Genomic DNA, 22,342 nt, shown 5'->3' with positions numbered 1-22,342 from the left:
CGCATGACCCACCTTCGAGAACTCCCCTTCGCCGCGCTGCAGTTCTATGCGACCGCTCCCTACCCGTGCAGCTACCTGGGAGACCGGATGGCGCGCTCGCAAGTGGCCACGCCCAGCCACCTGATCAACGCCGACGTCTATTCCGAACTGGTGCGCATGGGATTTCGCCGCAGCGGCGTATTCACCTACCGGCCCCACTGCGACGGCTGCCGCGCCTGTGTGCCGGTGCGGGTGCCGGTGAACCGCTTCCGGCCCAACCGCACCCAGTCCCGCACCTGGAAGCGTCATGCCGATCTGCAGGTGTTCGTGGCCGAACTGGCCTATTCGTCCGAGCACTACTCGCTCTATCAGCGCTACCAGTCGACCCGCCACCGCGGCGGCGGCATGGACCAGGACAGCCGCGAGCAATACGCGCAATTCCTGCTCCAGAGCCGCGTCAACACGCGCCTGGTCGAGTTCCGCGACCGGCAGGGACAACTGCGCATGGTGTCCATCATGGACGTGCTGTCCGACGGCCTGTCGTCGGTCTACACCTTTTTCGACCCCGACATGAAGGGCAGCCTCGGTACCTGGAACATACTCTGGCAGCTCGAGCAATGCCGGCTGCTGGAACTGCCCCATCTCTATCTGGGATACTGGATAGAACAAAGCCCGAAGATGGCCTACAAGGTGAACTTCCGGCCCCTGGAAATGCTGGTCAACGGCGAATGGCGCGAATACGCCGGCCCGCCGGCCGCCAGGCCAGCCGGGCCGGCCGTCATCGATACCAGCCGCCTGCACGCCTCCTCTCGCCACGGCCATCCCGACGATGCGCCGTCCTCCACCTCCTGATCCCCATCCGCCTGATGTCCGCGTTTTTTCAAGCCTATCCGCTGCTGCGTCCAGCCCTGTTCGCCCTGGAACCCGAAACCGCCCATGCCCTGACCCTGTCCACGCTGCAGCGCGTGTACGACATGGGATGGACACGCCCCTCCCGCGCCCCGGACCGTCCGGTCGCCCTCATGGGCCTGACGCTGCCCAACGCGGTCGGCCTGGCCGCCGGCCTGGACAAGAACGGCGGGCATATCGACGCGCTGGGCAGCCTGGGCTTCGGCTTCATGGAAATCGGCACGGTCACGCCCCGGCCGCAGCCCGGCAACCCGCTGCCCCGCCTGTTCCGCCTGCCCCGCGCCGAGGCGCTGATCAACCGCATGGGCTTCAACAACGACGGGCTGGCCGTGTTCCTGGCCAACGTCCAGCGCAGCGGCTACCGGGCGCGCGGCGGCATCCTGGGGCTGAACATAGGCAAGAACGCCGACACGCCCATCGACAAGGCGGCCGACGACTACCTGGCCGGGCTCGAGGCGGTCTATCCCCACGCCGACTACGTCACCATCAACATCTCGTCGCCCAACACCCAGAACCTGCGCAGCCTGCAAGGCGCCGACGAACTGTCCGTCCTGCTGCGCCAACTCGACCAGGCGCGGGACACCCTGGCGGCCCGGCACGGCCGCCGCGTGCCGCTGGCGGTCAAGATCGCGCCGGACCTGGACGAGAGCCAGATCGATGCCATCGCCGACCTGCTGCCGCGCCATGGCATCGACGGCGTCATCGCCACCAACACCACGCTGTCGCGCGATGCCGTCCGCGGCTTGCCCCATGCGGGCGAGGCCGGCGGCCTGTCCGGCACGCCGGTACGGGAAATGTCGCTGCGGGTGGTCGAACGCCTGCGGCGCCAGGCCGGCAACGCGCTTGCCATCGTCGGCGTGGGGGGCATCCTGGAAGGCCGCCACGCGGCCGAGAAGATCGCGGCGGGCGCGGACGCGGTCCAGCTCTACACCGGTCTCATCTATCGCGGCCCCGCGCTGGTCGGGGAATGCCTGTCGGCCGTCTCGCGGCTTCGGAGCTAGGCACTGGGGATATCCCCGTGTGCCTTGTATGACAACGGGGATGCTGCGTCGCGGAAATTCTGTGCACAGGCGTTATACTGACCCAATAAGAAATGGCCTGCTGCAACGCAGAAAGGCCACCCATCTGCGGTGTAATAAAGCTATGAAATTTCACCATATGGGATAAACTAGCTTCATCGCGTAGAGACTCACCACGACAATGCCAAGAGTCACGACCCCCGACGCGGCCATGATCGCCCCGTCCGCGGCCCCCGCGCCGCAGATCGCCATCCAGGTGCTCGAACGCACCATGCACCTGCTCGACGCCCTGGCCCGGCACCCCGATCCGGTCAGCCTGAAAGAGCTGGCCCAGGCCACCGGCCTGCACCCTTCCACCGCCCACCGCATCCTGAACGACCTAGTCGCCGGCCGCTACGTCGACCGCGTCGACAGCGGCATGTACAGCCTGGGCATGCGGCTGCTGGAGCTGGGCCACCTGGTCAAGGGCCGGCTGAACGTGCGCGACGCCGCCATCACGCCCATGCGCATGCTGCATCGCCTGACGGGCCAGACCGTCAATCTTTCCGTGCGCCAGGGAGACGAGATCGTCTACATCGATCGCGCCTACAGCGAACGTTCGGGCATGCAGGTGGTGCGCGCCATCGGCGGCCGCGCCCCGCTGCACCTGACCTCCACGGGCAAGCTGTTCCTGTCGGCCGACGATGCCCGCCTGATCCGCGCCTATGCGCTGCGCACGGGCCTGCAAGGCCACACCTCCAACAGCCTGACCGACCTGGCCAAGCTCGAGCGCGAGCTGGACCAGGTGCGCGCGAAGGGCTATGCCCGCGACAATGAAGAACTGGAAATGGGCGTGCGCTGCATCGCTGCCGGGATCCACGACGACACGGGCAAGCTGATTGCCGGCCTGTCGATCTCGGCGCCGGCCGACCGCATGCAGGACGGCTGGATCGACGCGCTGGTGGATACCGCCAGCCAGATCTCCGAAGCCCTGGGCTACGAACCGTCGCACGCGGTATCGGCGGCCTGACCCCGCGCGGGCGCCGGCCCGGTCCGCCTCAGGCGAAGCCGCCGTTGACCCGCAACACCTGCCCGTTGACCCAACCGCCGTCCGGGCCCGCCAGAAATGACACCGCGGCGGCGATCTCCTCCGGCGTGCCCAGGCGCTCCAACGGCGCCAGCCGCGCGATCTGGTCGATCTGCTCGGCCGTCTTGCCATTGAAGAACAGCTCGGTGCCGACCGGCCCGGGCGCGACGGCGTTGACGGTCACGCCTCGTCCGCGCAGTTCGTTCGCCAGCACCCGCACCAGTCCCTCGACCCCCGCCTTGGAAGCGATGTAGGGGCCGTAGGACGGGAAGGCGCGCGCGATGACGCTGGTGGAAAGCGCGATGATCCGCCCGCCCTCGCCCATGCTCGCGGCGGCTTGTGCCAGGACGAGGAAGGCGCCGCGCAGGTTCGTGGCGATCACCTGATCGAAGTCGGCCAGGCTGTCCGGGGCGACAGGCACCATCGGCATGACGCCCGCGCTATTGACCACCACGTCGATCCGGCCATAGGCCTGCCGCGCCCTGGCGAACAGCGCGGCCACGTCGTCCTCGCGGCCCACGTCGCCCTGGACCGCCAGCGCCCGGCCCCCGGCGGCCTCGATCGCGGCCACGGTTTCCCCGGCCTTGGCGGCATTGCCCGCGTAGTTGACGACCACCGCATAGCCGTCGGCCGCCAGCCGGCGAGAAATGGCCTGCCCGATGCCCCGCGATCCCCCGGTGACGATGGCGGCCTTCGTGATGTCCGTGCTCATGCTGAATCCTGGAAAGAAGAAAGGATGGCGAGCATTCTTCTTGTTTATGTTGTTGAGATAAACCCTGCTAAATTGGCATCTCAATTCAATGACAGACAACAATCCCCGTGGACCGCTTCGAATCGCTCCAATTGTTCACCCGCATCGTGGAACTGGGCAGCTTCAGCCGGGCCGCGATGGCGCTGGACATCCCCCGGGCTACCGCCACCCACGCCATCAAGGAGCTCGAGGCCAGGCTGGCGACACGCCTGCTCGAGCGCACTACGCGCCATGTCCGCCCGACGCTGGACGGACAGGCCTTCTACGAACGCTGCGTACACGTGCTGAGCGAGCTGGACGAGGCCGAATCCTCGCTGCAGCATGTGGCGTCGAATCCGCGCGGCGTCCTGCGCGTGGACATGCACGGCACGCACGCGACCCGGATCGTCCTGCCCAGCATAGACCAGTTCCACGACCGCTATCCGGGCATCGACCTCGTCGTCAGCAGCGGCGACAGGCTGGTCGACCTGGTACGCGAAGGCGTCGATTGCGTGATACGGGCTGGCCATCCGCGCGACTCGTCCCTGGTGGCACGTCCGCTGGCGGTCATGCCCCAGGTCCTCTGCGCGAGCCCCGGATACCTGGCCCGCTTCGGCACGCCTGGCCATCCCGACGATCTGGCGGGGCACCAGGTCGTACGCTTTTTCGCCAGCCAGGGCACGTCCGACTATCCGCTGGAGTTGGTGGTCGACGGCCAGGTCCGCAGCTATGCGCTGGGTGGCTGGATGTCGGTGAACGATGCCGAGAATTACGTGACTTGCGCACTGCGGGGCTGCGGGCTGATCCAGTTGCCGCACTTCCACGTCCAGGACGAACTGCGCGACGGGCGGCTGGTGGAAGTGCTGCCCGGATGGCGCAGCCCGGGCCTGCCGCTGTCGGTGCTCTACCCCTCGCACCGCCAATTGTCCCCGCGGGTGCGGGTGTTCATCGATTGGCTGCGGGCTCTGTACGAGGAAAGATTCCCGCCCGACGCGCCCTGAAGCCGCCGGAAAGACAAACGCCGCGCAAGCGCGGCGTCGTCATGGCCGGAAGGCGGGGTGGCCTACAGCGAGCCGATCTCGCGCTGGACCCACTGGCGGATGCGCTGGGCGTCGGCGGTGCGCGTGAGCGAGCCGACCGAATCCAGCAGCACGATGGCCATGTCGCGGCCGCCGATATTGGCCAGCATGACCAGGCAGCGTCCGGCTTCGTTGATGAAACCGGTCTTGGACACGATGATGTTCCAGTCGGAACGGGCCACCAGGCGATTCGTGTTGCGGAAGGTCTGGTGCCGGCCGCCGATATCGACGGAATATTCGGTATCGGTCGTGTACTGGCGGATCAGCGGGCGTTGCGAACCTTCGCGCATCAGGCGCACGAGATCGCGGGCGCTGGAGACGTTCTCGCTCGACAGGCCGGTAGGCTCGACGTAGTGCGTATCGTGCATGCCCAGTGCCGCGGCCTTGGCGTTCATGGCCTGCACGAACGCCGGCAGGCCGCCGGGGTAGTTGCGCCCCAGCGCGTTGGCGGCGCGGTTCTCGGAAGACATCAGCGCCAGGTGCAGCATGTCGGCACGCGACAGGCGCGTACCGACCGACAGGCGGGAATGCGTGAACTTGTGCGTATCGATGTCGTCGGTGGTGACCTCGATCATCTCGTCCAGCGGCAGGCCGGCGTCGACCACGACCAGCGCGGTCATCAGCTTGGTGATGGAGGCGATGGGCGCCACCGCGCCCTCGTTCTTGGCGAACAGCACGTCCGAGGAATTCAGGTCCTGCACGAAGGCCACGCTGGAACGCAGCGACAGATTGCCATCGGCATCCTCGAGCGGGGCGGAAGGCGCATAGGAAGCGTGCCGGATGCCGGCCGAGGCGACCGCCTTCCTGGGGGCGGCCTTGGCGACGCGCTTTTTCTTGGCGGGAACGGAAGCCGTTCTGGACGCCTTGGCGGACTTGGTCTTGGTCGCGGTGGCTTTTTTCGCCGGCTTCGCCTTGGCGCTCTTGGACGTCGTGGGGGTGGCCGCGTAGGCAACGGGAGCAGCCGCGGGCAGGACCAGCCCGGCGGTCAGCGCGCACATCAATGAAACCGACAGAATGCTCTTTCTGATGCGCGCCATGTTTCCTCCGGTAACGACTCAGCCCAGGCGCCGCAGCATATCAGATTTTTGGATAAAAATCTCCATTAAATGAACGACTTAGCGCGCACTTTTTAAGTCGTTATTTAAATGCCACGGCAAAAATTACAAAAATGCAACGAGGGGGGCGGCATCCCCAGGACAGCCGCCCCCCCGCACCCGGCAAAGGGCGAGGTCAGTCGGCGTAGACGCCGGCCTTTTTGATGACCGCGCCCCACTTGGCGGTCTCGGACTTCACCAGCGTGTCGAGCGCCGCCGGCGTGGCCTTGTCGTTCAGCACGATGGCCCCCAGTTCGGTCATGCGCTGCTTGAACGCGGGATCGTCCAGGCCGGCCTGCAGCGAGGCCTGGAGCTTGGCGACGATCTCGGGCGAGGTGCCCTTGGGCGCCCACAGGCCGTGCCAGATGCCCACCGAGAAGTCCTTCAGGCCCGACTCGTCCAGCGTGGGCAGGTCAGGCAGGCTGGGCACGCGGGTCTTGCTGGTGACGGCGTAGGCCTTGACCTTGCCGGCCTTGATCTGCCCGGTGGTGTTGGTGGTCTGGTCGCACATGAAGTCCACCTGCTTGCCCAGCAGGTCGTTCATGGCCGGCGCGGTACCCTTGTAGGGAATGGTCTGGAATTCCGAGCCTATCGTGCTCATGAACATCAGGCCGCACAGGTGCGAGGCCGAGCCGATGCCGGCATTGGCCATCGACAGCTTGCCGGCGTTGGCCTTCACATAGGTCAGGAATTCCTTGATGTTGGCGGCCGGGAAGTTTTCGCGCGCGATCAGCGTCATCGGCACGTCGACGGTCAGCCCGATGGGCTGGAAGTCATGGGCCTGGTCGTAGCTCAGCTTGCGGTACAGCGCGGGCGCGGTCGAGAAGCCGATGTGCATGAGCAGCACGGTATAGCCGTCGTTCGGCGCCTTGGCCACGCGGGCGGTACCGATGGTGCCGCCCGCACCGCCGACGTTCTCAACCACCACGGTCTGGCCCAGCGACTTGCGCATGGCCTCGGCCAGCGAGCGCGCCACCACGTCGGTGGGACCGCCGGCGGCAAACGGGACGATCATCGTGACCGGTCGAGTGGGATAGCCCTGCGCCATCGCCTGCGTAGGTGCGAGGACGGCCGCGCTGGCCAGGGCCGCGGCCCCGATCGTCGCGGACACAGCTTTCTTGTGGATAGCCATTCTTTTATCTCCTGCCTCGTTAAATAGTTGCGCCGCGAGCCGACAACTCCCGCGGCGGTGAGACGAGTTTAAGGGATGGAAACCACGAAGCCGTGACGGTTTCGCCTATCGTTTCCCCTGAGCCCAGGCCACCGCGAACGCCGACAGCGCCATGCCCGCGACCATGGTCGCGGTCAGCGGCTCGTCGAAGGCGGCCCAGGCCATCAGCGCCGTCACCGCCGGAGTCAGATACATCAGGCTGGCCACGCGCGTGGCCGCCCCGCGCCGGATCAACAGGAACAGCAGGCAGATGGCGCCTATCGACAAGGCGAAGACCGACCATGCCCAGGCGCCCGCCAGCGGCCAGGTCCACTGCACCGCCATGGTCTCGAACATCCACGCCGCCGGCAGCACGACGATCAGCGAAGCACCGAACTGCAGCAGTAGCCCGGCCCGCAGGTCCACCCCGGGACAGAAGCGTCTCTGATAAACGGTGCCCGCCGTGATGGACAGCAGCGCCGCCACGGCAAAGGCCAGGGCCTGCCAGGTCAGGCCCATCGTGCCGATACGGTTCCCCACGACCAGGGCCACGCCCACGAACCCCAGGACCAGCCCGGCCCACTGCCGCGCGGAAGGAGGCTCGCCCATCCAGCGTCCGGCCACCGCGGTCAGCAGCGGCTGCAGCCCCACCACCAGCGCCGCCAGGCCCGCCCCCATGCCCAGGTGAATGGCGATCCAGACGCCTCCCAGGTAACCGGCCTGCAGCAGCACGCCGGCCACCGCCATGTGGACGCCCTGCCGCCGGCCCGGCCAGGCGATGCCGGCGCTGAACGGCGCCAGCACCATCAGCACGCCGGCGAAGCGCATCGACAGGAAAGTCAGGGGTTCGGCGTAGGGCAGGCCGTAGCGGGCGACGACGAAACCGGTGCTCCAGATCAGGACGAAAAACGGGGAAATCAGGCGGGATGGCAGCGATGAACCCACGACGGCGGCCTTTCGGAGGGTGTCAGGCCGAGAAGTGTAGCCGCCGGGCGGTGCCCCGCACCATGCCTGGGCACAGTAGAACGCCCGGGTATGGCGCATCGCACCAAAACAACGTGGCGCAATGCAACACATCCGCCGGGTCCGCAAAGGCGCGGATCGGGCGTTCCGCTTTTTCCGCCGTTTCCTCCTCCTGTCTTAAAAAAATGTCTTTAATCAGTCACTTATGGGTTTTGCCAACAAAGTGCGATTTTTTCCGCGGGCATCTTGACTTTCGGCGGCACGTCCTTAAAATACGTTTTGTGCATCGCAGCAAAGTCGCTTACCGCGATACGGTGCGTGCACCAGGATCGGGCTTTTTGGGGCGTACTCCCCTGGTTTCCCGGTCGCCCCGTGTAGACAGCCCTCAAGGAGCCCCCTATGTTTGCCACCCCCGAACGCGCCCTGGCCACCCAAAAAGCCGCCTTCGACGCCCTGCTCGCCGCGCAGAACACCGCCTTCGCCGGCTTCGAGAAGCTGGTCGACCTGCACCTCAAGGTCACCAAGGCCACGTTCGAAGAGGCTTCGCTGAAGGCCCAGGAAGCCTTCACGCTGAAGGACGGCCAGGAAGCGCTGGCGTTCGTCTCCGCGCTGGCCCAGCCCAACGCCGAGAAGGCCCTGGCCTACAGCAAGCACGTGTATGACATCGTCTCCGGCGTGCAGAGCGAATTCACCCGCCTGGGCGAAGCCCAGATCGCCGAACAACAGCGCCAGCTGTCGGACGTGGTCGAGCAACTGGCCAAGAACGCCCCGGCCGGCTCGGAAAGCGCCCTGGCCCTGCTGAAGTCGTCGCTGGCCACCGCCACCTCGGCCTACGAATCGGTGAACAAGGCTGCCAAGCAGGCTGCCGAACTGGCCGAATCCAACCTGACCGCCGCCGCCAACGCGACGTTCAAGGCCGCCGCCGAAAACGGCAAGACGACCCGCGCTCGTAAGACCGCATAGGCCCACCCCCTACGCGCTTCGCGCGCCCGGCATGGTGAGCCCCCAGCCGCTACGCGGCAGCCCCCCTGGGGGGCCGGGGCCCGCCTTGGGGCGGCCCGGCACCGGGCCCCGTAGGGAGCGGCACTGGCGGACCGGCGGAGCCGGATCCGCTGTGCCCTGGGTAAAAAAGCGAAGAACGGTGTTCGTTCTCCGCTTTTCTTTTTTAGGTTGATGCGGCGCCGAAGACGCCGCCCAGGCGGCGGGCTTCGTCGCGTAGCATCGCCAGGGCTTCGGCGGCGCTGTCGGGATCGCCCTTGACGCCTAGTTCGATGTGGCGCCGCTTGCCCTCGCCCATGCTGGGCAGGCTGAACACTTTCACGCCCGGCCAGCGGCGCTCGATGGCCTCCATCACGGGGGCGATGCTGGACTCGGCCAGTTCGAACACCATGAACGAGTGCTCCACGTGCGGCACGGCGTGGTGCAGCCCCGCGTAGCGGTGGTCCAGCGTCCATTCGATCATCGGCCACGCCATGACCGGAAAACCCGGCACGAAAGTGTGGTCGCGGATGAAGAACCCCGGGATCTTATTGTATGGATTGGGCACGATCTCGCTGCCCACCGGGAACTCGCCCATCTGCAGGCGCCGCAGGTTGTCCGGCGCCGTCATGTCGGCCGTGCCCGAGCCCTGCGCGGCCGTTTCCGCGCAGCGCTGCGTGATCAGCTCGCGGGCCTCGTCGTGCAGCGCCAGCGGCAGGCCCAGCGCGGCCGCGGCCGCCTGGCGGGTGTGGTCGTCGGGCGTGGCGCCTATGCCGCCACACGAGAACACCACGTCGCCGCTCGCGAAACTGCGCCGCAGCGCGGCGACCAGGACCTCGCGATCGTCGCCCAGGAATTCCGCCCACGACAGCCGCAGGCCGCGCGCGCCCAGCAGTTCCACGATCTTGGAAAAATGCTTGTCCTGGCGACGGCCCGAAAGGATCTCGTCGCCGATGATGATCAGGCCGATGCGGCGATGGGAAACGGCAGTGTCGTTCATGGCGTGGTTTCGCTGCGCAAGCGGCGCAGCGCCTCGAGTGCGAAGTGCGAGAACAGGAGCGCGGAAAACACCGGCAGCAGGAACCAGGCCGGCGGCAGCAGGTTCAGCAGCGAGCAGATCAGCCCCAGCGTCCAGAAGCCGCGATTATGCCGCGCCATCAGGATGCGCCGTTCTTCCGGCGAGGCATGCTCGATCATGGCGTCGAGCCGCAGCATGCGGGTGAAGGCAAAGGCCCACCACGCGATGGGCAGCAGCACCGCCAGCGGCGGCAGCAGCCACAGCGGCATGGTGAACAGCCACCCCAGCACGAACAGCGTGGTCACCCACACCGCGTTCCAGACGCTGGCCACCGTGGCATGGCGGCCACGCCGCTGCAGGCCTGGATAGTCGTTCTGCTCCAGGTTGCGCAGCACCAGCGGCATGATCAGCACCGCCGCAACGACCAGCCCCAAGATGCCCGACAACGGCAACAGGATCAGCGTCGCCACGACCGGAATCAGCCACAGCTTCAGCGACGCGATGCCGATCGCGACCAGCATGCCGTCGATCTGCCCCATCAGCGGCAACGAGAACAGCGTGCCCTGCAGCCACTCGGTCAGCGGCGTCCAGAACAGCCAGATCAACACGACGGCGCCCACCAGCGCGACCAGGAAGGGCAACAACAGCGCCAGCAGCATGGGCCCACGGAACTGCGACACCACCGCGCGCCCGAAGGCCAGCCCCACGCCTTGCAGGCCGGCGCTGGGATCACCGCGTTCGACAGGAGAGGAAGTCATCGGATCTCCGGGAATTCAGCCATGGTTGCAAGTATGACGCATGGCGCAGGCATAATGGCTACCGGATCCCTACTTCCCTCGCATCATGGCCGTCTATCTTCCCGACACCGGCGCCAGCGATCTCTCGCGGCGCCTCGACGATCCGCAGACCATACTGGTGGCATGCCTGTGCGCGGCGTGGTGCGGCACGTGCCGCGAATACCTGCCCAAGTTCGAGGAACTGTCGGGCCGCTTCAAGGACCACGTCTTCCTGTGGGTGGACGTCGAGGAACATCCCGACCTTCTCGACGACGAAGACATCGAGGACTTCCCCACCCTGCTGATCCAGAACGGTACCCAGACCCTGTTCTACGGCCCCATGCTGCCGCACATCGGCCACCTGGAACGCCTGCTGGAAAGCCTCCAGACGGACAGCCCCCCACCCAACCTGCCGGGAGCGCCGGAGTTGCGCCGGGCGCTGACCTGAAATGACGTCGCCCGCGATGGGCGGGCGACGGCGACATTCCCGGCTCCGGTCACGCCGGCCGGCCCTGCCCCCAGGGGTCGACGCAGCAGTGGATGGCGGCCGTGCCGGCTTCCCCGCCCACGGTGCGCAGCGCGACATCGACGCGGTCCAGGCCGAACACGTGCGTACACAGCTTGTGCAGCGGATAGCGGCCCGACGCGATGGTTGCCAGCGCGAGTTCCACGGCCTGGTAGCTGTGGCCGCGCACCCCCTTGACCGTCAGGCACTTGCGGAACAGCATGTCGCTGTCGAACCGGGGCACGGGTTGCCCCTTGCGCCCTCCCAGCAGCACCCTGCCGTTCTTGCGCGCCAGCTGGATTGCCGCCACGATGGTGTCCGGTCCGCCCGAAGCGCAATCGATGACCAGGTCCGCCATCAATCCACCGGTCATCTCGGCCACCGATTCCAGCAGGTCGTGCGCTTCGATATCGATGGTGTGATGCGCACCCAGTTCGCGCGCCAGCGCCAGCCTGTGGCGATCGGCGCCCAGGCCCGTCACGATGATGCAGCCGACCCCGGCCTCGCGCGCCGCCACCACGCAGGCCAGCCCCTGCTGCCCCGGCCCCTGGATGAGCACCACCTGCCCCAGCCTCGCTTCCCCCTGGAAATGCACCCATTCGAAGCCATTGCCCAACGGCAGCGCCAGCGTTGCCAGCGTTGCCGACATGGCGTCCGGCACTCGGTGAAACACCGAATTGGGGTGCAGGAACTGGTACTGCCCATAGCCGCCCCAGAGGGACGGCGCGACGGAAATGGGCGTCGAGCCGTACCGGATGCCGCTGCCCAGCAACGAATCCGTGGCATCGCACAGCCGGAAATTCCCGGTCCGGCAGTAGTCGCAATGGCCGCAAGGCAGGTATTCCTCCAGGGCCACCCGGTCACCTTCCTTCAGGCCCCACCGGGCGGCGGCCGATGCCCCCAGCGCCGAAACGCGGCCCACCGTCTCGTGGCCCAGGATCAGCGGCCCCTTGCTCTTGGGATAGTTCAGGAAATAGGGCCAGTCGCTTCCGCAGACACCGGTCATCTCCACTTCCAGCAGGCCGCCGTCCACCGGGATGTCGGGACGGGGAAACATCCGGACCTCGGTCTGCTTGCCGTCCAGGGCGACAGCGGCGCAAATGGTTTCAGACATCGCGTGCATCCTAGATGGAGGTGTGTTCGGTATCGGTCTTGGCCGTCGCATCCTTCAGCACTTGTTCCAGCGGCACGTCCTCCGGCAGCACGAACGAGGCCGAGCGCACCCTGTGCGTGGCCGGGTCCAGCCCGGGCAACGGCGCGTCCGTACCCAGGTTGCTGGCCGCCGCCAGCAGACGCCGGCGTGCCCTGACGATGGCGATGTCGGTAGCCGCCAGCCGCTCCAGGCTCCGGTCGACGATGGGACCCATGCTTTCCTGCAGCGACGCATCCTGCATGGCGATGCCCCTGACCCCGCTGTACAGCGTTCCCTTCTTCTGGGCTTCGCGGTCGATCAGATAATCGTTTCGCTTGTTCGCCACCGTGCGATAGGTGCCCGGAATCAGCTCGGCATAGATCCCCTGCCCGTTCTGCATGGCCTCCAGTTCCTCCGGCTTCAGCGCCCGGGAAGGATGGTGGGTCATGCTCCAGGCATAGCAATTCTCGTCGTCCATCGGCACCCAGGCATGGCCATGCAAGGCATGGTCGCCATACGGCGGAATCATCGTGTACCACGGCATGATCCACTGGGTCACCCGCCAGTAGCTATGGCCCTCGTCGGCACGGCGGCGCGCACCGATGACCAGCCCGCCATCGGACTCCATGACCTCGAGCTTGGGGGCCGTGTCCTGCTGGTACTGTGCTCCTTTCGTCCCCTTGTGCAGCGGATCGGTATGCAGTTCGCCGCTATGCAGGAACGAAACGTGGCTGGAATCGATGCCCCCCTCCATCGCCTGCAGGTAATTGTTTTCCTGTATCCGCTTGCAGACGTAGCGATGCGAGTCGGGCACCATCGCCCATTCGAACTCCGGGAATGCCGGCTGCAGCTCCGGCGGCCCCATATAGGTCCACACCACTCCCCCCCGCTCCACGCAGGGATAGGAAGTCAGCTTCACGCTCTTGCTGAAATGGCTGCCGGCGGGCTCCGACGGTACTTCCGTGCACTGGCCCCGGAAGTCGTATTTCCAGCCGTGATAAGGGCAGCGAATGCCGTCCATTTCGATGCGACCGAACCATAGCGAGACCCGCCGGTGCGCGCAGAACTCGTCGATCAGCGCCACCCGCCCCTGCGTGTCGCGGAATGCCAGCAGATTCTCGGACAAGAGCTTGACGCGCACCGGCGGCCCGTCGGGCTCGCGCAGCTCCTCGGACAGCAAGGCCGGGATCCAATAACGGCGGAACAGGCTGCCCATGGGCGTGCCGGGGCCGGTCTGCACCAGTTGCGTGTTTTGTGCTTTCGTAACCATGTCGTCTTCGTCAGAAATTGAAAGTCCGGGCGATGCTCAGTCGAGCGCCAGGCCGGCTCGTGCCGCCACATCGCGCCAGGTCGCGATCTCGCGCCGTACCCAGTCGTTCAGGATCGCGGGCGAGCCTCCCACGCTCGCCACGCCCATCTGATCGAACGCCGCCTGCACGTCGGGTAGCCGGAGCAGGTCGTTGACGTCGGCATTGACCTTGTCGATGATCGCCGGCGGCGTGCCCGCCGGGGCATGCACGCCCACCCACGTCTCGAGCACCATCTTCTTCATACCCAGCTCGCTCAACGTCGGCACATTCGGAAACTGGGGGACGCGATCATCAGCGACCACCGCCAGCATGCGCATTTTTCCCGACCGTACCAGCGAGGCCGCCGTCTGCAGCACGACGAAACTGGCCTGCACCTGGCCGGCTGCCAGGTCGTTCAGCACGCTGCTGGTGGCCCTGTACGGGACGTGCGTCATCTTGACGCCGTTCTCCTGCTGGAACAGTTCCATGGTCAGGTGGTGCACGCTGCCCACACCCGGCGAGGCGTAGTTGAATTTGCCGGGGGGCAGTTTCCTCAGGTAGCCCAGGAATTCGCCCACGCTCGCGGCCGGCACGTCATTGCTCACGATCAGCGCCAGCGGGCTCTTGCCTACCAAGGCCACGGGCGCGAAGGCGGTGGCGGGATCGTAGGGCAGGTTCGAGCGCACGGCCGCCAGCGTGCTGAAGGCGGTGATCGACATCAGCAAGGTATGGCCGTCGGGCAACTCCTTCGCGACGAAGTCCATGCCTATGGAACCGCCTGCGCCGACCTTGTTGTCGACCACCACCGGCACCCCCCAGCGCTGCGCCAACTTGGGCGCCATCAGGCGCGCGATCAGATCGCCCGTTGTGCCGGCCGAGGCAGGAATGATGATCTTGACCATGTGTTGCGGATAGCCCGCCGCCAGCGCGACCGGCGGCAGCAACATGCAACAGGACAGCCAGGCCACCAGTGAGCGGCGCCTCGAACGCCTCTTCAAGTCAGCGGATATCGCCAGTGCCATCGTTGTCTCCGTCCACTCTCGTTGTAGTGGCGACGATTACACTCCAGGCCTATTGATTATCCCAACAATTTATTTTGATCGATTAAGTAGGTGGCCTAATGAGCAATGTTCATCCGTCGCTGGGCAATCTCTCTCTCAAGCAACTGCGCGCCTTCGTCTGCGTGGCCGAAGCCAGGAGCTTCACCGAGGCGGCCGCGCGGCTCAGCCTCTCGCAATCGGCCGTCAGCCAGCTGGTGCGGGAATTGGAATCGGAACTGGAACTCAAGCTGTTCGACCGCACGACCCGCACGGTAAGGCTGACCGACGCGGGCGAGGAACTGCAGCCGACCGCGGCGCGCGTACTGCAGGACCTGGGCGCGGCGATAAGCGGTTCGCGCGACCTGGTGGCGCGTCGCCGGGGACGAGTGAGATTCGCCTGCTCGCCGGTACTATCGTCGCTGCTGTTGCCGCGCGTGATCGGCGCGTTCACGGCGCGCCACCCCCACATCACCGTGATCCTGCGGGATAGCGTAGGCAGCGGGATCGTGGACCTGGTCGCCGACGGCGAAGCGGACCTGGCGCTCAGCGTCCCGCCTTCGGAGTCGCCGTTCGTCGAAGAGGAGCCCTTCCTGACCGACCACCTGGCCCTGATCCATCCCCGCACCTACGGCTGGACCAAGCGGCGACGCGTATCCTGGGCGGACGTCACCACCCATCCCTATATCGCGCTACAGGCGCAGAACCCCACCCGTCATTTCGTCGACTACCACGCGGCATTGGCGAACGTGCGCCTCAAGCCCGCCTACGAGGTCTCGTTCGTCTGGACCGCCATCGGCCTGGTCGATGCCGGGCTGGGCGTGGCGCTTATCCCCGGCCACACCCGCCCCATCGTCGAGAAATACGAAAACGTCGACATGCGGCTGTTCGAACAGCAGACCATCGTGCGTCCGATCTCGCTGCTGCGTCACCGCCAGCGGTCGCTCTCCCCTGCCGCCCAGACCTTCGCCGACTTCATCCGCGCCTACATACGCCTCTGACGCCTATCGCGTCACGGACTCCCACAGCTTCTGCAAGCGCTTGACCGAAACCGGCATGGGCGTCCTCAACTCCTGCGCGAACAACGCCACCCGCAATTCCTCCAGCATCCACCGGAACTCGTCCAACTTCGCGTCCGGCACGCCCTTGCGCGCCGCCCGCGCCCGCTGATAGGGCGCCAGCAACTGGTTCAGGTCCGCCAGCAGGCGCGCATCGCGCGCCGGATCCGCGCGCAGCTTGTCGATGCGCGCCTGGACCGCCTTGAAATACCGCGGGAAATGCGACAACTGCGAGAACGGCGTATCGCGCACGAACCACTTCCCCATCAGTCCGCGCATCTGCTGCTCCATGTCCGCATGGGCCGCGGCATGCGGCTTGGCCTGCGGCAGCTTGCGCTGCGCGGCGGCCCATTCGGTCAGCACCGCCGCCACCAGGCGCGCGATTTCCTGCGCCAACAGTCCTACCCTGCCCTTGCCCTCGGCGCGCCGCTGCGCGAATGACTCCGCGTCCGCCGGCCAGGGATCCGCCAGGCAGGCCTGCGCCAGCGCCGCATCCACGATCTGGTCGCGCAGTTCCTCCTGCGTGCCCAGCGGCATGTAGAGCATGCTCATCTGCGTCATGCCGGTCAGGTTCTTCTCCAGGAACTTGACCTGCTCCTTCAACTGCAGCCGGAACAGGCGCAACAGCCCCGCGCGATGATGGCGCGCGGCCTCGTCGGGATCGTCGAACACGTCCAGGTCGCAGTGCGTGACGCGATCCACCAGCGCCGGATAGCCGATCACCGACAGGCCGCCGCGCCTGATCTCCATCAGCTCGGGCAGGGGCCCGAAGGTCCAGTCCGTCAGGTTCTCGTGTGCCAACGCCTGCGCCACCTCCTTGTCGCGCGCGGCCACCTGCTGGAACGTGGCCTGCGCCTCGCGCCCCAGTTGCGCCTTCAGGTGCGACAGGTTGCGGCTCATGTCCAGCATGCGGCCGTGCTCGTCCACCACGCGGAAATTCATCGACAAATGCGCCGGCAGCGTCTCCTGCTTGAAATCCGACGGCGCCAGTTGCACCGTGGTCTGCTCGCGCACGTCGGCGACCAGCGCCTCGACCAGCCCGCGGTCCGGCTTCTGCGCCCGCTCGAACCAGCGGTCGTAGAAACCCGCCGCGTATTCGGGCAGCGGCACGCAGTGCCGGCGCAGCTTCTGCGGCAGCGACTTCAGCAGCAGATGGACCTTCTCCTTCAGCATGCCCGGCACCAGCCACTCGCAGCGTGCCGGATCGAGCTGGTTCAGCGCGAACAGCGGTACCGACAGCGTCACCCCGTCGCGCGGCGAGCCCGGCTCGAAGTGATAATCGAGCGCCATGTCGATGCCGTGCAGCGACAGCTTCTTGGGAAACACCTCAGTCGTGACGCCCGCGGCCTCGTGCCGCATCAGTTCGTCGCGCGACAGGAACAGCAGCTTGTCGCCCCCGGGCTTGCGCGCCTCGTCCTGGTACCATTTCTCCAGCGTCACCACCCGGTTCACGTCGGCCGGCACCTGCCGGTCGTAGAACGCGTAGATCAGGTCTTCGTCGACCAGGATGTCGGGCCGGCGCGACTTGTGCTCGAGCTTCTCGATTTCGGCGACCAGCTTGCGGTTGTGCGCGATGAAAGGCAGCCGGCTGTCGAGTTCGCCGGTGACCAGGGCCTCGCGGATGAACAGCTCGCGCGCCTGGCGGGCATCGATGCGGCCATAATCGACGCGGCGGCCGGCGTAGACGGTCAGCCCGTAGAGGGTCGCGCGCTCGTTGGCGACCACCCTCCCCTCCTTCTTTTCCCAACGCGGATCGGACCAGTTCTTGCGCAGCAGGTGGCCGCCCACGCGCTCCACCCACGTGGGGTCGATGCGCGCGATACAGCGCGCGAACAGCCGCGAGGTCTCGACCAGTTCGGCCGCCACGACCCACCGCCCCGCCTTCTTCGCCAGGCGGGAGCCCGGATGGATGAAGAAGCGTATGCCGCGCGCGCCCAGGTACTGGGCCTCTTCGTCGGACTTGTAGCCGATGTTGCCCAGCAGCCCGGACAGCAGCGCCAGGTGGATCTGCTCCAGCGTGGCCTCGGTCTGGTTCAGGCGCCAGCCGTGCTCGCCCACCACCGCCGCCAGTTGCGAATGCACGTCGCGCCATTCACGCATGCGCACCGGCGACAGGAAGTTCTGGCGCAGGTTCTCCACCAGCTTGCGCTGCGACTGCTTGTGCTCGACCGCTTCGTTGAACCACTTCCACAGCTTCAGGAAGGCCATGAACTCGGACCGTTCGTCGGCGAACTTGGCATGGGCCTGGTCGGCCGCCTCCTGCGCGTCCATGGGGCGGTCGCGCGGGTCCTGCACCGACAGCGCCGCCGCGATGATCAGCACCTCGCTCAGGCAGGACTGGTCGCGCGCGGCCAGGATCATGCGGCCGATGCGCGGGTCGACCGGCAGCCGCGCCAGTTCGCGCCCCACCGGCGTCAAGGCGTTGTCCTCGTCGATGGCGCCCAGTTCCTGCAGGAGGTGGTAGCCGTCGGCGACGGCCCGCCCCGGCGGCGCCTCGACGAACGGGAACTGCTCGATGTCGTCCAGCTTCAGGGACTTCATGCGCAGGATGACGCTGGCCAGCGACGAGCGCAGGATCTCCGGGTCGGTGAAAGGCTGGCGCGCCGCGTAGTCGGTCTCCTCGTACAGGCGGATGCACACGCCGGGTCCGATACGGCCGCAACGGCCCGCCCGCTGGTTGGCCGAAGCCTGGCTGACCGGCTCGATGCGCAGTTGTTCGACCTTGTTGCGCCACGAATAGCGCTTCATCCGGACCAGGCCGGTATCGACCACGAAGCGTATGCCGGGCACCGTCAGCGACGTCTCGGCCACGTTGGTGGCCAGGACGACGCGGCGGCCGCTGCCCTTGGGGTGGAAGACCCGCTCCTGTTCGGCCTGCGACAGCCGGGCGAACAGCGGCAGCACCTCGGTACCGGGCGGATGGTGCTTGCGCAGGGCCTCGGCCGCCTCGCGGATCTCGCGCTCGCCGGGCAGGAAAACCAGCACGTCGCCGGGGCCGTGGCGGGCGCACTCGTCCACGGCATCGACGATGGCGTCGATCAGGTCGCGTTCCTCGTCGCGCGACAGGTTCTCCTTCTCGCGCGGCCGTTCGGCTTTCCTGGCCGGCTGCTCGTCGGTGTCGCTGGCCTGCATGCCGCGGGTATCCACCGGCCGGTAGCGGACCTCCACCGGGTACAGGCGTCCCGAGACGTTGATGACGGGCACCTCGGGCTGGCCGGGCAGGCTGAAATGCCGGGCGAAGCGCTCCGCGTCTATGGTTGCCGACGTAATGATCAGTTTCAAATCGGGCCGCCGCGCCAGCAACTGGCGCAGGTAGCCCAGCAGGAAATCGATATTCAGGCTGCGTTCGTGCGCCTCGTCGATGATGAGCGTGTCGTAGGCGCGCAACCAGGGATCGCGCTGCGACTCGGCCAGCAGGATGCCGTCGGTCATGAGCTTGACCGAGGCTCCCGGGGCCGTGCGGTCGTTGAAACGGACCTGGTAGCCCACCACCTCGCCCAGCGGCGTGCCCAGCTCCTCGGCGATCCGGCGCGCCACCGAGGTCGCCGCCAGGCGCCGCGGCTGGGTATGGCCGATCATGCCGGCCACGCCGCGGCCGGCATCCAGGCAGATCTTGGGCAGTTGGGTGGTCTTGCCCGACCCGGTCTCGCCGCTGACGATGATGACCTGGTGCGCCGCCAGGGCGCGCGCGATCTCGTCTCGCCGGCCGCTGACGGGCAGGTCTTCGGGGTAGGTAATGGGCGGAACCGGGTTGCGCCGTCGTGCCAAAGGCACATTCTTGCGGGATTGTGCGACCATGAGAAGAACTTGGATTAACCCGTCATTATAATTTTGGGATGAACGCAGCCGCACAACCTCCCGACCCCGATCCTGCCCCCTCCGACCTGCACGCCCGGTTCGTGCAGTGGTTCCGCGAAGTGGCGCCCTACGTACATGCCTTCCGCGGCAAGATCTTCGTGGTGGCTTTCGGCGGCGAACTCGTCCAGGCGGGCGCCCTGAACGTCCTGATCCAGGACCTCTCGCTGCTCAGCGCCCTGGGCATACGCCTGGTGCTGGTCCACGGCTCGCGCCCCCAGGTCAACGAGCAGCTCCGGCTCAAGGGCATCCCCTTCCAGTTCGGCCGCGGCCTGCAGATGACCGACACGGCCGCGCTCGAATGCGCCAAGGAAGCGGCCGGCGAGATCCGCCTGGACATCGAGGCGGCGTTCAGCCAGGGCCTGCCCAATACGCCCATGTCCCACTCCCATATCCGGGTCATCTCGGGCAACTTCATCACCGCCCGGCCGGTCGGCGTCATCGACGGCGTCGACTACCGCCACACCGGCCAGGTGCGCAAGGTGGACGCCGAGGCATTGAACATGGCGCTGGGCCAGGGGTCCATCGCGCTGCTGTCGCCACTGGGCTTCTCGCCCACGGGCGAGGCCTTCAATCTGTCCATGGAAGACGTCGGCACCGCCGTGGCGGTGGCGCTGCGCGCCGAAAAGCTGATCTTCCTGACCGACGCCCCTGTCCTCCACGACAAGGAAGGCAACGTCGACACCGAGCTGGCACGCGAGGACGCCGACGCGCTGATCGCCCAGGGCGACCTGGACGCAGGCACGGCCGTGGTGCTCAAGCACGCTTCGCGGGCGGTCAAGCTGGGCGTGGCGCGCGCGCACCTGGTGCCCTACGACCTGGACGGCGGCGTGCTGCTGGAAGTATTCACCCACGACGGCGTGGGCACCATGGTCGTGGAAGACACGCTGGACGACCTGCGCCCCGCCACCATCGACGACGTGGGCGCGATCCTCCACCTGATCGAGCCGCTCGAGGTCGACGGCACGCTGGTACGCCGCGGCCGCGGCAGCATCGAGCGCGACGTCGAGAAATTCTCGGTCAGCGAACACGACGGCGTCATCTACGGCTGTGCGGCGCTGTACACCTATCCCGAGGAAAAAATGGCCGAGATGGCCGCGCTGACGGTCAATCCGCAGTGGCAAGGCGCCGGCGAAGGCGACAAGCTGCTGCGCCACATCGAAAGCCGTGCCCGGGCGGCGGGCATCACGCGGCTGTTCGTACTGACCACGCGCACCGCGCACTGGTTCATCAAGCGCGGCTTCTCGCAGGGCAGCGTGGCCGACCTGCCCAAGGACAAACAGGCGCACTACGACCGCAGCCGCAACAGCCAGGTGTTCATCAAGCGGCTGTAGCCCGTAAGAATGCATTTACATGCATTTTTACAACGCCGATATCAGAACAAACTCTGATATTTAATGTATTTACATATTTCATGCTCGGCATTACCTTAGGCTGAAACCACCCCGCGCCGCGTACCGGCGTCCGCAAGCCAAGGAGCAAGCATGGACATGCATCGCAGGCAATTCGGCGCGGCGGCGCTGGCCATGGCCGCGGCCTGGACCGCCGGCGCGCAGGAAACCTATCCCTCGCGAGCCATTACCCTGGTGGTGGCCTACGCCCCCACCGGCGACACGGACGCCATGGCGCGTCTTTACGCGGCCAAGCTGTCGGCCCGGCTCAAGCAACCCGTGGTGGTCCTGAACCGCCCCGGCGCGGCCGGCACCATAGGCAGCCGCTACGTCAGCCAGGCCGCGCCGGACGGCCACACCTTGCTGTTCGCGCCCAACACCGTGGCCACCGCACCCCTGGTCATGAAACCCGAGGCCCTGACCTACGACGTGCTGAACGACTTCGCCCCCATCGTCCAGACGTCGATCTGCCCGCTGATCCTGGTGGCCAATCCCGCCACCGGCTTCAAGACCCTGGCCGACGTGGTGGACGCCGCGCGCGGCGGGCGGCAACTGTCCTTCGGCACGCCCGGCCCGGGCTCCCCCATGCACATCGCCGGCGAATGGCTGAACCGCGCCGCCGGCATCGGCATCCAGCACGTGCCCTACCGCGCCAACGTCGCGGCCCAGATCATAGGCGGGCACGTGCCGCTGGGCTACGTCACCCTGGGCACCGTCGCGCAATACCTGCAGGCAGGCAAGGTCACCGCGCTCGCCGTCACCGATCCGGCGCGCTCGTCCTTCCTGCCCGCCGTGCCCACCATCGCCGAGTCCGGCTACCCCGAGGTCGTGGTGGGCGCCTGGCACGGCTTCTTCGCGCCCAAGGGCACGCCCGACCACGTGGTGGCGCTGCTCAACCGGCACCTGAACGAGATCCTGCGCATGCCGGACGTGGTCGAGACGCTGAAGCACTTCGCGGCCGAACCGGTGGGAGGCCCTCCCGCCCGGCTCAAGGAACTGGTGGCGGCCGACCATCGCCGGCTGGGCGGCATCATCGGCCAGTTCGGCATCCGCGCCGACTGACCGGACGTCCGCAAACGGCCGAGGAGCCCATTTCGGCCAATTTGCGGCGGCCGGCGGCCATCCTGGGGGCGGGGCGCCCGCTGTCCGCGCACGCGCGGCTATATTGCCGCCGCATACGCCGCCAAAGGAGCAGCCCATGAAGACCAAAGCCGCGATCGCCTGGAAGGCAGGCGCGCCCCTGACCATCGAAGAAGTGGACCTGGAAGGTCCGCGCGCCGGCGAGGTGCTGATCGAAGTCAAGGCCACCGGCAT

The 22,342-nt window shown here is 67.0% G+C and carries 19 protein-coding genes and 1 pseudogene; 10 read left to right on the top strand and 10 right to left on the bottom strand.

What is annotated here, in order from left to right; translation table 11 throughout:
* Positions 1-3 precede the first annotated feature (3 nt).
* The 3 genes from CDO46_RS14185 (at position 4) to CDO46_RS14175 (ending at position 2,916) form a co-directional block, all read left to right on the top strand.
* Positions 4-831, top strand: a complete 828-nt coding sequence (locus CDO46_RS14185; protein ID WP_087839138.1) for an arginyltransferase — start codon at positions 4-6, stop codon at positions 829-831.
* A gap of 14 nt (positions 832-845) precedes the next feature.
* The gene (locus tag CDO46_RS14180; protein ID WP_087839137.1) at positions 846-1,889 is read left to right on the top strand and encodes a quinone-dependent dihydroorotate dehydrogenase; all 1,044 of its coding nucleotides are present in this window, start codon (positions 846-848) and stop codon (positions 1,887-1,889) included.
* Between the two features lie 229 nt (positions 1,890-2,118).
* Complete coding sequence (locus CDO46_RS14175; protein WP_254914606.1) at positions 2,119-2,916, top strand: IclR family transcriptional regulator; 798 nt, start codon at positions 2,119-2,121, stop codon at positions 2,914-2,916.
* 28 nt (positions 2,917-2,944) lie between these two features.
* On the opposite strand, the gene CDO46_RS14170 is transcribed toward CDO46_RS14175, so the two are convergent.
* Positions 2,945-3,685, bottom strand: a complete 741-nt coding sequence (locus tag CDO46_RS14170; RefSeq protein WP_087839135.1) for an SDR family oxidoreductase — start codon at positions 3,683-3,685, stop codon at positions 2,945-2,947.
* Between the two features lie 107 nt (positions 3,686-3,792).
* Here CDO46_RS14170 and CDO46_RS14165 point away from each other — a divergent pair, with 107 nt between their 5' ends.
* Entirely contained in the window at positions 3,793-4,704 is a 912-nt protein-coding gene (locus CDO46_RS14165) for a LysR family transcriptional regulator (protein WP_087839134.1), read from the top strand.
* Between the two features lie 62 nt (positions 4,705-4,766).
* On the opposite strand, the gene pbpG is transcribed toward CDO46_RS14165, so the two are convergent.
* The 3 genes from pbpG to CDO46_RS14150 form a co-directional block, all read right to left on the bottom strand.
* The gene (gene pbpG / locus CDO46_RS14160; protein WP_176400755.1) at positions 4,767-5,819 is read right to left on the bottom strand and encodes a D-alanyl-D-alanine endopeptidase; all 1,053 of its coding nucleotides are present in this window, start codon (positions 5,817-5,819) and stop codon (positions 4,767-4,769) included.
* A 193-nt stretch (positions 5,820-6,012) separates the two neighbouring features.
* Positions 6,013-7,008 (bottom strand): tripartite tricarboxylate transporter substrate binding protein BugD, encoded by a 996-nt coding sequence (locus CDO46_RS14155; RefSeq protein ID WP_087839133.1) that lies wholly within the window; start codon positions 7,006-7,008, stop codon positions 6,013-6,015.
* A gap of 105 nt (positions 7,009-7,113) precedes the next feature.
* The gene (locus CDO46_RS14150) at positions 7,114-7,971 is read right to left on the bottom strand and encodes a DMT family transporter (RefSeq protein ID WP_243724636.1); all 858 of its coding nucleotides are present in this window, start codon (positions 7,969-7,971) and stop codon (positions 7,114-7,116) included.
* 417 nt (positions 7,972-8,388) lie between these two features.
* Here CDO46_RS14150 and CDO46_RS14145 point away from each other — a divergent pair, with 417 nt between their 5' ends.
* On the top strand, positions 8,389-8,952 hold the full coding sequence (locus CDO46_RS14145) for a phasin family protein (protein ID WP_087839131.1): 564 nt from the start codon (positions 8,389-8,391) through the stop codon (positions 8,950-8,952).
* A gap of 202 nt (positions 8,953-9,154) precedes the next feature.
* Here CDO46_RS14145 and CDO46_RS14140 read toward each other — a convergent pair whose 3' ends face one another.
* On the bottom strand, positions 9,155-9,967 hold the full coding sequence (locus tag CDO46_RS14140) for a molybdopterin-binding protein (RefSeq protein WP_087839130.1): 813 nt from the start codon (positions 9,965-9,967) through the stop codon (positions 9,155-9,157).
* On the bottom strand, positions 9,964-10,743 hold the full coding sequence (locus CDO46_RS14135) for an EI24 domain-containing protein (RefSeq protein ID WP_087839129.1): 780 nt from the start codon (positions 10,741-10,743) through the stop codon (positions 9,964-9,966). The genes CDO46_RS14140 and CDO46_RS14135 overlap by 4 nt, the downstream gene beginning before the upstream one ends.
* Before the next feature lie 85 nt (positions 10,744-10,828).
* Here CDO46_RS14135 and CDO46_RS14130 point away from each other — a divergent pair, with 85 nt between their 5' ends.
* A complete protein-coding gene (locus CDO46_RS14130; RefSeq protein WP_087839128.1) occupies positions 10,829-11,209 on the top strand; it encodes a thioredoxin family protein in 381 nt (126 codons plus the stop codon).
* Positions 11,210-11,258: 49 nt separating this feature from the next.
* On the opposite strand, the gene CDO46_RS14125 is transcribed toward CDO46_RS14130, so the two are convergent.
* The 3 genes from CDO46_RS14125 to CDO46_RS14115 are packed head-to-tail and all read right to left on the bottom strand — an operon-like array spanning position 11,259 to position 14,709.
* Positions 11,259-12,380: a zinc-binding dehydrogenase gene (locus tag CDO46_RS14125; protein ID WP_087839127.1), complete on the bottom strand. Its 1,122-nt coding sequence runs from the start codon at positions 12,378-12,380 to the stop codon at positions 11,259-11,261.
* 10 nt (positions 12,381-12,390) lie between these two features.
* Entirely contained in the window at positions 12,391-13,668 is a 1,278-nt protein-coding gene (locus tag CDO46_RS14120; protein WP_087839126.1) for a Rieske 2Fe-2S domain-containing protein, read from the bottom strand.
* Between the two features lie 36 nt (positions 13,669-13,704).
* Positions 13,705-14,709 carry a tripartite tricarboxylate transporter substrate binding protein gene (locus tag CDO46_RS14115; protein ID WP_087839125.1) on the bottom strand — a complete coding sequence of 335 codons (1,005 nt, stop codon included), beginning with the start codon at positions 14,707-14,709 and terminating at the stop codon, positions 13,705-13,707.
* A gap of 98 nt (positions 14,710-14,807) precedes the next feature.
* Between CDO46_RS14115 and CDO46_RS14110 the strand changes: the two genes are divergently transcribed.
* Positions 14,808-15,725, top strand: a complete 918-nt coding sequence (locus tag CDO46_RS14110) for a LysR family transcriptional regulator (RefSeq protein WP_087839124.1) — start codon at positions 14,808-14,810, stop codon at positions 15,723-15,725.
* Positions 15,726-15,728: 3 nt separating this feature from the next.
* Here the strand turns inward: CDO46_RS14110 and hrpA are convergent, their stop codons facing one another.
* The gene (gene hrpA, locus CDO46_RS14105) at positions 15,729-19,628 is read right to left on the bottom strand and encodes an ATP-dependent RNA helicase HrpA (protein ID WP_303395834.1); all 3,900 of its coding nucleotides are present in this window, start codon (positions 19,626-19,628) and stop codon (positions 15,729-15,731) included.
* Between hrpA and argA the strand changes: the two genes are divergently transcribed.
* From argA to CDO46_RS14090, 3 genes and pseudogenes are all read left to right on the top strand, one after another.
* Entirely contained in the window at positions 19,619-20,971 is a 1,353-nt protein-coding gene (argA, locus tag CDO46_RS14100; RefSeq protein ID WP_087839122.1) for an amino-acid N-acetyltransferase, read from the top strand. The two genes, hrpA and argA, sit on opposite strands and share 10 nt — an antisense overlap.
* A gap of 150 nt (positions 20,972-21,121) precedes the next feature.
* Positions 21,122-22,090: a tripartite tricarboxylate transporter substrate binding protein gene (locus CDO46_RS14095; RefSeq protein ID WP_087839121.1), complete on the top strand. Its 969-nt coding sequence runs from the start codon at positions 21,122-21,124 to the stop codon at positions 22,088-22,090.
* 136 nt (positions 22,091-22,226) lie between these two features.
* A pseudogene (locus CDO46_RS14090) lies at positions 22,227-22,342 on the top strand (S-(hydroxymethyl)glutathione dehydrogenase); the annotation flags it as partial.

The sequence above is a fragment of the Pigmentiphaga sp. NML030171 genome (genome assembly GCF_002188635.1).
Classification (GTDB): Bacteria; Pseudomonadota; Gammaproteobacteria; order Burkholderiales; family Burkholderiaceae_B; genus Pigmentiphaga; species Pigmentiphaga daeguensis.
This window is presented reverse-complemented; position numbering and strand designations above follow the sequence as displayed.